Annotated in this window: 11 protein-coding genes; 8 read left to right on the forward strand and 3 right to left on the reverse strand. The window is 67.3% G+C overall.

From position 1 onward, the window contains the following. Position 1: 1 nt before the first annotated feature. Positions 2–1,513, forward strand: coding sequence for an MFS transporter (locus tag C7402_RS44240; RefSeq protein WP_112178040.1), 1,512 nt, complete (start codon positions 2–4; stop codon positions 1,511–1,513). Between the two features lie 223 nt (positions 1,514–1,736). Next, complete coding sequence (locus C7402_RS44245) at positions 1,737–3,380, forward strand: ABC-F family ATP-binding cassette domain-containing protein (RefSeq protein ID WP_116615043.1); 1,644 nt, start codon at positions 1,737–1,739, stop codon at positions 3,378–3,380. A 39-nt stretch (positions 3,381–3,419) separates the two neighbouring features. Here the strand turns inward: C7402_RS44245 and C7402_RS44250 are convergent, their stop codons facing one another. Further along, positions 3,420–4,457 (reverse strand): aldo/keto reductase, encoded by a 1,038-nt coding sequence (locus C7402_RS44250; protein WP_116615044.1) that lies wholly within the window; start codon positions 4,455–4,457, stop codon positions 3,420–3,422. A gap of 121 nt (positions 4,458–4,578) precedes the next feature. Here C7402_RS44250 and C7402_RS44255 point away from each other — a divergent pair, with 121 nt between their 5' ends. From C7402_RS44255 to C7402_RS44280, 6 genes are all read left to right on the forward strand, one after another. Then, a complete protein-coding gene (locus C7402_RS44255; protein ID WP_116615045.1) occupies positions 4,579–5,532 on the forward strand; it encodes a LysR family transcriptional regulator in 954 nt (317 codons plus the stop codon). Between the two features lie 131 nt (positions 5,533–5,663). Beyond that, positions 5,664–6,314: a PepSY-associated TM helix domain-containing protein gene (locus C7402_RS44260; RefSeq protein ID WP_244315096.1), complete on the forward strand. Its 651-nt coding sequence runs from the start codon at positions 5,664–5,666 to the stop codon at positions 6,312–6,314. A 53-nt stretch (positions 6,315–6,367) separates the two neighbouring features. Further along, positions 6,368–6,892 carry a DUF2271 domain-containing protein gene (locus C7402_RS44265; RefSeq protein WP_116615047.1) on the forward strand — a complete coding sequence of 175 codons (525 nt, stop codon included), beginning with the start codon at positions 6,368–6,370 and terminating at the stop codon, positions 6,890–6,892. A gap of 59 nt (positions 6,893–6,951) precedes the next feature. After that, positions 6,952–7,776 carry a DUF4198 domain-containing protein gene (locus C7402_RS44270; RefSeq protein WP_116615048.1) on the forward strand — a complete coding sequence of 275 codons (825 nt, stop codon included), beginning with the start codon at positions 6,952–6,954 and terminating at the stop codon, positions 7,774–7,776. A 23-nt stretch (positions 7,777–7,799) separates the two neighbouring features. Continuing rightward, positions 7,800–8,909 carry an FAD:protein FMN transferase gene (locus tag C7402_RS44275; protein WP_116615049.1) on the forward strand — a complete coding sequence of 370 codons (1,110 nt, stop codon included), beginning with the start codon at positions 7,800–7,802 and terminating at the stop codon, positions 8,907–8,909. Then, on the forward strand, positions 8,906–10,513 hold the full coding sequence (locus C7402_RS44280; RefSeq protein WP_116615050.1) for a sulfite reductase subunit alpha: 1,608 nt from the start codon (positions 8,906–8,908) through the stop codon (positions 10,511–10,513). The genes C7402_RS44275 and C7402_RS44280 overlap by 4 nt, the downstream gene beginning before the upstream one ends. A 52-nt stretch (positions 10,514–10,565) precedes the next feature. Here the strand turns inward: C7402_RS44280 and C7402_RS44285 are convergent, their stop codons facing one another. Both C7402_RS44285 and C7402_RS44290 read right to left on the reverse strand, forming a co-directional pair. After that, a complete protein-coding gene (locus C7402_RS44285; RefSeq protein WP_133254668.1) occupies positions 10,566–11,117 on the reverse strand; it encodes a hypothetical protein in 552 nt (183 codons plus the stop codon). Between the two features lie 71 nt (positions 11,118–11,188). Next, the gene (locus C7402_RS44290; protein ID WP_133254669.1) at positions 11,189–11,629 is read right to left on the reverse strand and encodes a hypothetical protein; all 441 of its coding nucleotides are present in this window, start codon (positions 11,627–11,629) and stop codon (positions 11,189–11,191) included. Positions 11,630–12,001 lie beyond the last annotated feature (372 nt).

The following is a 12,001-nucleotide window of genomic DNA, read 5'->3' on the forward strand; positions in this document are numbered from 1 at the left end:
CATGAGGCTGCGCGCGCTGCCGCATTTCTCGCCGCTGCGCGTGTTCTTCTTCACGCTGGCACTGGGCGCGGCTACGGGCGTGGACTTCGTCGCTTCGTCGATGATGGGCATTGCGGGCACCCACATACGCGGCGGCGTGCACGCCTCGCCCGAGGACTTTCTCTGGAGCATGACCTCGTACGCGGCGATGGCGAGCGTCGTGAACCTGATGCTCGGGCGCATTGCGCGGCACGCGAGCTACCGCACCTTCACCGTCACCGGGCTCGTGATCGCGGCCCTCGGCTCGCTGCTGTGCGCGCTGAGCGAAACGCCGCTGGAACTCACGATCGCCCGCGCCGTGCAGGGCTTCGGCGCGGGCGGCCTGTTCGCCGCCTCGCGCATCCTCATCCAGCTCGTGGCTGCGCGCGACGAGCGGCCGCCGCTCTTCATCGGCTTCAATATCGGCTCGCTCGGGCTCTCCGCCGTCACGCCGTGGCTCGCGGCCGAACTGGTCGAAAGCGCGGCGTGGCAAATGGTCTTCGTGATCCAGGTGGTGCTCGCGCTTGGCGTGCTCGTGCTGGTGCTGCTCACTTACCCGCGCCGCGTGGAGCCGAGCGGCGGCATCTGGCAGATCGACATCGACCCCATGGACTGGTCGGTGGTGATTCTCTTCGGTCTCGGCGCGATGGTGCTCATGCACGGCCTGGGCGACCTGCGTTTCTACGAGTTCGCAAGCTCGCCCTCGGTCGCGCTCACGCCGCTCGCCGGCTTTTTGCTGATCGGCGCGGCATTCGCGCGGCTGCATCGCGAGCCGAATCTCTGGCTCAATCCCCAGGCGCTGCTCGGACGGCGCTACCTGGTCGGCATCCTGTTCTACGCGATCTACTACTTTCTCAACGGGCTCTGGAACTACCTGATCCCCACACTCCTGCAAACCGGCTTCGGTTTCGGTTTTCAGGTCACGGGCGAAGTGCTCACGTGGGCCTCGACGCTGAGCCTGATGGCGATGCTGTGCTTTTCGACGATCGCGCCCAAGGTGTTCGGGCGCCGCCGCTATATCGCCCTTGGCTACGTGATGTTCGCCGCCGCGTTGCTGATGCTCTCGCTGCGCACCATGAGCGGCGTGTCGATGACGGTGATCCTGCCCGCGCTCTTTCTGCAAGGGCTCACAGTGCCGTTCGTGATGGCGCAGGTCGCGGGCATGACGTTCGCCGAGTTCGCGGAAGACGATTTTCAGCATGCCTATGCATTCAAGAACATCGTGCGGCAAATCGCGACCGCAAGCGGAACCGGTGCGGCGAGCCTGTGGCTGCAATACGGCGAAGCCATCGCGCGCACGCGACTCGTGGAGCGCATGACGCTGTTCGACCTGGGCGGCATGCCGTCGATGGAGGAACTCTCGCGCATGGGCGCGATGCTCGAGACCCAGGCCACGCTCGTGGCGAGCGCGAATCTGCTTTCCTGGCTCGCCATCTTCTGCGCCGCGGTGGCGTTCGCCGCGCTGGTGATTCGCTGGCGCCGCGCGACGCAATAGGGCGGCGCGTGCCGCAGGCCGCCCCACGTGGCGCACGGACAACGGCGCGGCAGACGGACCGCTTGTGCCCGGCAACGCACGTTGCTATCATGCGCCTTTCATTCCTTCCAGCCGGACTCCCGCCAAAGTGGATAACTAAGCTCTACCCCAAAATGTTTTCGCGCCAGCACATGGGCAAGCCATGCGTGCCGCGCGAATGGTTTCACACATTCGGGAGAAGCTTATGGCTCGAGTCACGCCCAACGCGGCGCTCGTCGCGCTTCATCACATTTCATTCCGGTTCGATGGCGGCACCACGCTATTCGAGTCGCTGAGCCTCGTGTTCGACGGCGTGCCGACCGGCATCGTCGGGCGCAACGGCGTCGGCAAAAGCATGCTCGCGCAACTGATCGCCGGGCGCATCGCGCCGACCGCCGGCGCGATCGAACGGCACGTGCGTGTCGCATATGCGGCGCAGCAGCACTTCAACGCACTGGACGACACGCGAACCGTCGCGCAGGCGGCCGGGCTCGATGCGCCGCTCGCCGCGCTCGCGCGGCTCGCGAACGGTGCGGCGCAAATCCAGGACTTCGACCTGATCGGCGAGCGCTGGGATCTCGTCGAGCGCCTGCGCGCGGCGCTCGACGGCGCGGGGCTCGATCATGTGGAGTCCGATACATTGGCGCGATCGCTGAGCGGTGGCGAACTGGCGCGCGTCGTGCTGATTGGCGCGCTGCTCGCGGACGCAGGCCTCCTCGTGCTCGACGAGCCGACCAATCACCTGGACGCGCCGGGCCGCGCATGGCTGCGCGGCGCGCTCGCCAACTGGCGCGGCGGCCTCGTCATCGTCAGCCACGACCGCGCGTTGCTGGGCGACATGCAGCGCATCGTGGAAGTCACGCCGCAGGGCGTGCGCGCGTACGGCGGCAACTATGCGAGCTACCGCGCGCAACGCGACGCGCAGGAGGAGGCCGCCAGAAGCGCGCTCGGCCACGCGCGCACCGAGCGCGAGCGCGTGGCGCGCAGGCTTGCGCGCGAGCACGACACGATCCAGCGCCACGCCGCGGGCTCGCTGCGTGACGCGAAAACCGCCAATCTGTCGTCGATGGCAAAGGAGAGCCTCAAGGGCGGCGCGCGCAATATCATGGGACGGGTGCGCTGCGAGCAGCGCGAGCGCAAGGCCACGCTCGATCAGCAGGTAACCGAGGCTGCCGCGCGCGTGAGCGCCGATGCGCCCGTGCTCGTCGCGCTGCCCGGCGCCGAGGTCAGCGCGCGCCGCCAGTTGTTCGCGCTCGAAGCGGTGCGCTTGCCGTGGCTCGCGCAAGAGAGCCCGGCGGCCACGCTCGACTGGTCGCCGGGCGGCCCCGTGCGCGTGGCGCTCACCGGCCCGAACGGTTGCGGAAAATCGACGCTGCTGCGCCTGCTCGCGGGGCAACTGGAACCGCGCGCGGGGATCAGTGCCACCCATGTCCGCAGCGCGTATCTAGACCAGAAGCTCGAACTCCTCGACCCGGAGCGCTCGATCGTCGAGCAACTCGGGCTGCTCGACACGCCGCTCGCCGAAGGGGAATTGCGCAGCCGCCTCGCACTACTGCAACTCGACGCCGTGCGCGTGACGCAACCGGTGCGCCTGCTGAGCGGCGGCGAGCGCCTGAAGGCCGCGCTCGCGTGCGCGCTGTGGCGCGGCATGCCCGCGCAACTGCTGCTGCTCGACGAGCCGACCAATCACCTCGACCTGGAATCGGTGCGCGCGGTCGAAGCGGCGCTTGCCAATTTCCCCGGCGCGCTGATCGTGGCCTCGCACGACACGGCATTCATCGCGGCGCTCGCGCCGACGCACACCATGCAATGGAGTCGGGAAGGCTGGCGCTACGAGCCCGTTGCGTGATCGATCAGCATACCGAAGCGTTGGCGCACCGCGTGTGCATCAAGGCACGAGCGGCGGATCGAGGCGCGCGAAGGCCGCCTGGCGGCGATACGGAAAGTGCGGATAGGGCGCATCGACGCGGCTCGCGTCATCCAGTCGCGCGATCTGCTCCGCGTCGAGCGACCAGCCCACCGCGCCCAGGTTGTCGCGCAACTGCTGCTCGTTGCGCGCGCCCACGATCACCGAAGCGACCGTGGGCCGCTGCAAGAGCCAGTTGAGCGCGATCTGCGGGACGGACTTGCCCGTTTCGGCTGCAATGGCGTCGAGCGCGTCCACGACGCGATAAAGGCGCTCCGCCTCCACGGGCGGTCCGAACGAAGCCGTTTCGTGCAGCCGGCTGCTTGCGGGCAGCGCGGCCCCGCGCCGGATCTTGCCGGTCAGGCGGCCCCAGCCCAGCGGGCTCCACACCAGCGCGCCCAGGCCTTGATCCGCGCCGAGCGGCATCAGGTCCCACTCGTAATCGCGCCCGACGAGCGAGTAATACACCTGGTTCGCGACATAGCGCGACCAGCCGTGCCGCTCGGCGATCGCCAGCGACTTCATGATCTGCCAGCCCGCGAAGTTGGATACGCCGAGATAGCGCACCTTGCCCGCGCGCACGAAATCGTCGAGCGTCGAGAGCGTTTCTTCGATGGGCGTGAGCGCGTCGAAGGCGTGAAGTTGCAGGATGTCGATATAGTCCGTGCGCAAGCGCGTGAGCGCGTCGTCCACGGCGCGTATCAAGCGGGCGCGCGAAGCGCCGGCGTCGTGCGGACCGTCGCCCATTGGCAGGCCGGTCTTGGTGGAGATGAGCACGCGATCGCGGCGGCCTTGCAGCGCGGCGCCGAGCACGCTTTCGGAGGCGCCTTGCGAATAGACATCGGCGGTGTCGAACAGCGTGACGCCGGCGTCGAGGCAGATATCGACGATGCGCCGGGCGTCGTCGGCATTCGTCGCGCCCCATGCGCCAAAGAGCGGCCCCGAGCCGCCGAAGGTCGCCGCGCCGAAGCTCAGCACGGGGACTTTGAGGCCGGAACGGCCAAGCGAGCGATATTCCATCTTCTTCTCCATGAGCGTTGATGTGCCGCGCAAAGCGCATTCACAAGCCCATGTTGACTCATGCGAAAGCCGCGATGAAGATGGCAAAATGGCAGATCGCTCATGCAAAAATGGAATAGGCATGGATACGATTCGTTCGATGCGCATCTTCGCGCGCGCCGTGGAACTGGGCAGCCTTTCGGCCGTAGCACGCGAGATGGGCGCGACGCAGCCCACCGTCAGCAAGATCGTCGCGGGTCTGGAGGCGGAACTGGGCGCGCGGCTGCTCACCCGCACGACCACCACGCTTGCGCCCACCGAGGCGGGCGCGCGCTTTTACCGGCGCGCGCGCGAACTGCTCGAAGCCTTCGACGAAGCCGCCGCCGACGTAAAGGGCTCGCAGGAGCGGCCCGAAGGCCGCCTGCGCGTCGCCGCGCCGGTCAGCTTTGGCGTGCTGCATCTGAACCGGCTCGTGCACGAATTCATGACGCGGTACCCCGGCATCGAAGTGGATCTGATGCTCAACGATCGCTTCGTCGATCCGGTGGCGGAGGGCGTGGACGTGACCTTGCGCATTGGGCGCGACCTGCCGCCCGATGTGATCGCGCGGCGCGTGGCCGAGTCGCGGCGCAGGATCGTGGCCGCCCCTGCGTTACTGCGCGACGGCCCCAGGATCCGCCAACCCGACGACCTTGCGAAGCATGCGTACCTCCACTACGCGTCGCCCGCGAATGCGCAGCCGCTCGAATTGCGTCATCGCGACGGGCGCGTGGCGAGTGTCGCGGTTCGCGGGCGCTACCGCATCAACAATTCGCTGGCGATACGCGAAAGCCTGCTCGCGGGCGCCGGGCTGACGCTCGCGCCCGACTGGCTGGTGGGCGACCTGCTCGCGCACGGGCGGCTCGAAACGGTTTTGCCGGCGTGGTCGGCCCGCCCACACGAGTTGTTCCTGCTGTTTGCGCCAGGACGTTACCGGCCCGCGCGGGCGCGGCTTTTCATCGAGTTTCTGGGCGCGCGGCTGCTCGCGGCCGACGGGCTGTACTGGCAGGCGGGCGAAAGGGCGCAGGGCAAGGAGGGCGTAGCTCCGCGCGGGTGAATTGGCAACGAGCCGGAAACACCTTGTAATTTTCGGGCTCTCTACCTTTCAAATGAAAACGAGTATCATTAACGTCCGTAATATTTGGGTGCGGTTTGGGCTGTGATACCGGGATTTCGGCAGAAGCAAGGATGAGAGCAACGACAGGGGAGATGGCGGCACTCGACGCGCAGCAGCGCAGGCGCGCGTACTGGCTGCGCCAGTTGCGGCAGTGGCACTGGATCAGCTCGGCGCTGTGCCTCGTCGGCATGCTGCTGTTCGCGCTGACCGGCTTCACGTTGAACCATGCCGCGCAAATCGAGGCGCATCCGCACGTCGAACGGCGCAGCGCCACCGCGCCCGCGCGGTTGGTCGCGGCGCTCGGGCGCACCGCGCATGGCGACAAGGGGCCGGTGCCGCCCGCATTGGCGGCCTGGCTCGCGAGCACATGGGACATCGACACCGCCGGCCGCGTGGCCGAGTGGTCCCGCGACGATATCTACGTCGCGTTGCCGCGCCCCGGCGGCGACGCCTGGGTGAGCGTCGATTTCGGCAGCGGCGAGGCGCAGTACGAACTGACCACGCGCGGCTGGATCGCCTATCTCAACGACCTGCACAAGGGGCGCAACGCGGGAGCGGCCTGGAGCGTGTTCCTCGACGTGTTCGCCGCCGCGTGCGTGATCTTCAGCGTCACGGGACTTTTCCTGCTCAAACTGCATGCACGCGGGCGCGTGGCAACCTGGCCGCTCGTGGGCTTGGGCTTCGTCGCGCCGCTGCTGCTCGCCATCCTGTTCATTCACTGATTATTCAGCGCCATTTTCTTCGTTACTTTTCACTACTTCAGGAACCGTTTGCCATGCGCCGACTGATTGCCGTCACGCTCACCGGGATGGCCGCCGGCCCGCTCGCGGGCCAGGCTGTTGCCGCCGAATTGACCGTCAACATCGATATCCCGCGTCTCGACGTCGCCGAATATCACCGTCCGTATCTTTCGATGTGGGTCGAGCGCGCCGATCAAACGCCCGTGACGACGCTTGCCGTCTGGTACGACCAGAACAAGAAGAACGGCGAGGGCACCAAGTGGCTCAAGGACATGCGCCAGTGGTGGCGCAAGGCGGGCCGCGACATGCAGTTTCCGGCCGACGGTGTTTCGGGCGCGACGCGCGCGCCGGGCGAGCAGGTCGTGACCTTCACCGAAGGCAAGGCGCCGCTCGGCAAGCTGCCGGCGGGCGAGTATCAACTGGTGGTGGAAGCCGCGCGCGAAGTGGGCGGCCGCGAACTGGTGCGCGTGCCCTTCGTGTGGCCGCCGGCGGGCGCGAAGTCCGCGCAGGCAAAGGGCGAGCACGAACTGGGCACGGTCACGGTGAGCGTCAAGCCCTGATCGCCAATTCATCAGTTATCCCGATCTTTTATTTCACGCCGATCCTGAGAATCAAGACCATGAAGATTTCCGCTGCCAGGCTCTCCCTGAAGGCTTCCGCGCTGGCGTTCGCCGCGCTGCTGCCGCTCGCCGCCCACGCGCACCGCCTGTGGCTGCTGCCCTCGGCCACCGTGCTTTCCGGCAACGACCCGTGGGTAACCGTCGACGCCGCCGTGTCCAACGACCTGTTTTACTTCGACCACTTTCCGCTGAAGCTCGACGGCCTCGCCGTGACCGCGCCCGACGGGACGGCCGCGAAGCCCGAGAACGAGAGCACGGGCCGCTATCGCAGCGTGTTCGACGTGCATCTGACCCAGGACGGCACGTATCGCATCGCCATCGACAATCGCGCGGTGTTCGCGTCGTACACGCTGAACGGCGAAAAGAAGCGCTGGCGCGGCAACGTCGATGCGCTCGCCCAGGCGCTGCCCGCGAACGCGCAGGACGTGGACGTGACCGAAACGGACGTGCGCGTCGAGTCGTTCATCACGCGCGGCAAGCCCAGCACGGCCACGCTCAAGCCCTCGGGCCACGGCCTCGAACTGGCGCCGCTCACGCACCCGAACGATCTCGTCGCGGGCACGGATGCGGGCTTTCGCCTGCTGATCGACGGCAAGCCGGCCTCGAACGTCAAGGTGTCCGTGGTGCCGGGCGGCAGCCGCTACCGCGACCAGCCGGGCGACACGACGCTCACCACCGACGCGGACGGCAAGTTCAACGTGAAATGGCCGAACCCCGGCATGTATTACCTCGAAGCCGAGGTGCGCGACGACCACACGTCGATCAAGCAGGCGAAGAACCGCCGCGCGGCCTATGCCGCCACGCTTGAAGTGTTGCCGCAATAAGCGCCGGAGCCGGAACGATCAGCATGGGGTTCACTGCTTCCGAAGCGGCAACGCGCGCCGACACGCGCCCGGCCGGCCCGCGCGTGCTCGTTCCCGGCCGCCTCGACGCGAACGCGCTCGCGCCGCTGCGCGAAGGGCGCATCGCCTCGTTCGCGGGCGAGACCATGGGCACCACCTGGACCGTGCTGTGCGTGCTGCCGCCCGGCGACGTGGGTGATGCGCCCACTGAGAAACAGCGCGCGCTCGATGCCGCAATTCGCGCCGTGCTAGACGCCGTGGTCGCGCAGATGAGCAACTGGCGCGCGGACTCGGACATCAGCCGCTTCAATCGCGCGGCGGCGGGCGCCTGGGTGGCGCTGCCGTCCGCGTGCTTCGAAGTGGTACAGGCGGCGCTGGCTGTCGCGCGCGAAAGCGGCGGCGCGTACGATCCGAGCGCCGGGCCGCTCGTCGACCTGTGGGGCTTTGGCCCGCAGCCGCGCCGCGCGGGACCGCCTTCCCAGGCGGAAGTCGAAGCGGCCCGCGCACGCTGCGGCTGGAGACGCATCGAAGCCGACCCCAATACGTTGCGCGTGCAACAACCCGGTGGAAACAGTCTCGACCTGTGCGCCATCGCCAAAGGCTACGCGGTCGATGCCGTGAGCGCCGTGCTGGCCTCCCACGGCGTGGCGCACCGGCTCGTGGAGATTGGCGGAGAGCTGCGCGGGGAAGGGGTGAAGCCCGACGGCATGCCGTGGTGGGTGGAGCTGGAAACGCCGCCGCTCGACGATACGGACGCTCGCGCGCCCGGCAAGCCTTCAAGCGCCCCGACGATCGACCTCATCGCCTTGCATGGCCTCGCGGTCGCGACCTCGGGCGACTACCGGCGCTACTACCTCGACGCAGGGGCCGTGCGCCGCGCGCATACGATCGACCCGCGCAGCGGCTACCCGGCCAGCCACGCGCTGGCGAGCGTAACCGTGCTGCACCGCGAGTGCATGCTTGCGGACGCGTGGTCCACCGCGTTGACCGTGCTCGGCCCGCAAGCGGGCATGGCGCTCGCGCAGCGCAAGGGCATCGCCGCGCGCTTTCTCGCACGTACGGCCACGGGTTTTCGCGAGAGCGTCAGCCCGGCGTATGCGGACATGCTCGAATGAAAGCACGAGCCTTGATTAGCGCGCCGTGCGTGGCATGGACGCTCGCGCTCGCAAGCGCGGCGCTCGCGTGGTGGAGCCCGCTGCGTCTCGTTAGCGCTGCGTTCGTGCTGCTCGCGTACTGCGCGGCTTGCGTGGCGCTCGTTGCGCAACACCGGCGGCGCGCGCGCGGCGTCGCATCGCAGACGGCGCGCGACGATCTGATCCTCATCGCGTACGCGAGCCAGACGGGCTTCGCGGAGCAACTCGCCAAGGAAAGCGCCGCTCACCTCGAAGCGGGCGGAACGCGCACGCGTGTGGCATCGCTCGGCGCGCTCACTGGCGCAGACTTAGCCGCGCATTCGCGTGCGCTTTTCGTCGTCAGCACGACGGGAGAGGGCGAAGCGCCCGACCAGGCAGCGCCGTTCGTACGCCATGCGCTGCGCGCGCACGGCATGAGGGACACGCTCGCGACACTGCGTTTCGGCGTGCTGGCGCTCGGCGACCGTCGCTATCGGGATTACTGTGCATTCGGCCACCGATTGTCAGCATGGCTAATCGACAGGCGGGCGCAGCCGATGTTCGAGACGATCGAAGTGAATAACGGCGCCGCCGCCGCGCTGCATGCCTGGCAAGCGCAACTCGCGGGCCTATGCAACGGCGTGACGCAAGCTGCGTGGAGCGCGCAGCCCGACAGCGTATGGACGCTGGACACGCGTACGCTGCTCAACCCCGGCAGCGCCGGCGCGGGGGCTTATCACCTCGGCCTGCTTGCGCCGAATGAGGCGGCACTCGACTGGCGCGCGGGCGACATCGCCGAAATCCAGCCGCGGCATGCGCGCGCCACGGTGCAGCGCTGGCTCGATGCGCACGGGCTGGACGGCGCGGCGAACGTGCATTGCGAAGGCGCACCGGTGCAATTTGCCGACGCGCTCGCCACGCGCTGCCTGCCCGATGTCGAAACGACCGGGCAAAGCGCTCAAGCGTGGATCGACAGGCTGCAACCGCTGGCGCGCCGCAGCTACTCGATCGCCTCGGTACCCGCGGACGGCCGGCTCGAACTGCTCGTGCGCCAGGCGCGTTGGGCCGATTGCGGCGCGCCCGGCGGCCACAGGCTCGGCCTGGCCTCGGGCTGGCTGACCGAACATGCCGGGCAGGGCGAGGCCATCACGCTGCGCGTGCGGCCCAATCGGGCCTTCCACGCGCCCGGTGACGACCGCCCGCTGATCCTGATCGGCAACGGCACGGGGCTGGCCGGGTTGCGCGCGCACCTGAAATCGCGCGTGCGCGAGGGGCACGCGCGCAACTGGCTGATCTTCGGCGAGCGCAACGCGGCCCATGATGCGTTCTATCGCGACGAAATCGAGCACTGGCGCGCGGGCGGCTTCATCGAGCGTCTCGATCAAGTGTGGTCACGCGACGGCGGCGAACTGCGTTACGTGCAGGACGCCCTGCTTGCCGCGAGAACGCGCCTCCTGCAATGGATCGACGAAGGCGCGTCGATCTACGTCTGCGGCAGTTTGAAGGGCATGGCGCCCGCCGTGCACGAAACGCTCGCGCGAGTGCTGGGGCAGGCGCGACTCGACGCGCTCACGCTCGAAGCGCGTTACCGGCGCGATGTCTACTGAGTCGGATGCACCGATGTTATTCGGATCACGAAATAATTACATGTGATCGTATTCAGATGCGATACGTCATCGCGGCCTGCGCCACCCGATACCAACGGTATTTATCGGTTTTTTCGGCGAGCGTTTGTTCCTCGTCCTGAATGTCATCCGGGCCGACGAAAAGCTGATAAATCTCCAGGGCGCCGTACGTCACATGCGGGTGCCCATAAACGACGCCAAGATCGAACGTGAAACCGATGCCGAGCGTCGGCTTTTTGTGTCCGTAACCGCCGTCGAAATAGGGCATCACGTGGGGGAACGACGCCTTCGCGGGCGACGCGCCACCGAATGCGGGCACGTAAGGATTGCCGATCTTGACGTTGCCGTCCGCATTGGGGGCGGCGGTTGCCGTGAGCGTGCCGCTGTTAAAGAGCGTGCCGCCCGTCAGATAGCGTTCCTGCGCCCGCACGTGTGCGGCGCCCGCTGCGCAAGCGAGGACAGTAAGTCCTGCCGCCGCGCGATATATCGTCCTGCTAATCGAATTCACTGCTGATCTCCTGAAATCCGCAAGCGACCTCAATTCCTGCTTGCCGATGTTCATGACTTTACGATCGGCGCTCGCCAATCAATCGGGCGAGTTGCGAGGACTTGTGCGGTCAAATCGCCGCTGTTGCTTTTGTCGATTCGACCCTTCGTTTATCCAAAGGCGACGCAGAGGCGCTCGATCGGCACGGCGATGAGGATGCAGATGGAAAACGCGAGTCCGAACGTGAACGCTACCGACGTGGTCGCGCCGCACCACGCAACGAAGCGCTGCGTGTCGTGCTTTTCATGCGAGGCATAGACGATTTTTCGCCAGGCGCGTCCGGCGGCGTAGGCAATGGCTAGCGCGATCAGGAACGCGCACGCCGAGGCGATGGCAAGAAACGAGAGCATGCCGTGCCACGTCGGAGCGGTATTTTGCGCAACGGCGTCGGTGCAGGCCGATGAAAGCAACGTGACGCCCAGCGCCAGATGCAGCAGCCACACGAGCGGCACGGCGCACAAGCCGAGCCACACGGCGGCGCGCTGCGCACGCGTGGGCACCGGACGCCGGCTCGCGCCGGCGGGTTGCGGGGATGGAGGAGCAGACGTCATGGAGCCTCCTGGGCGCGTCACGGGCTGGTGGCGCAGGAGGTGTGCCTGGTGAGCGCTTGCTGGCTTTGGAGAGAGCGGATTTCAGGCGTGCGCGGCCCGCTCCAGCACTTCGCGCGCGGCACGGCTGAGGACTTCCTCTGACCACTGATTCACGCTTTCTCCAGAGACCGCGGCCGCAATGCCACTCAGCCCGCAAGAGAAGGGATTCGTTTGCTGTGGCTCAGCGTTCAGCGTAGTTTTTATTATTTTACATAACACAAATTAGCGAATTTTTTTGTTGTAGCGGCTAAGTTATAAAGTCCGCTTTTAGCCAAGTTCAGATGTCCGCTTCGCGTTCATCGTAAGCTTGCCGCCCGCTGGAGATCCAGCTTC

Origin of the sequence: Paraburkholderia unamae (assembly GCF_003096875.1) — a bacterium.
GTDB classification, from domain to species: domain Bacteria; phylum Pseudomonadota; class Gammaproteobacteria; order Burkholderiales; family Burkholderiaceae; genus Paraburkholderia; species Paraburkholderia unamae.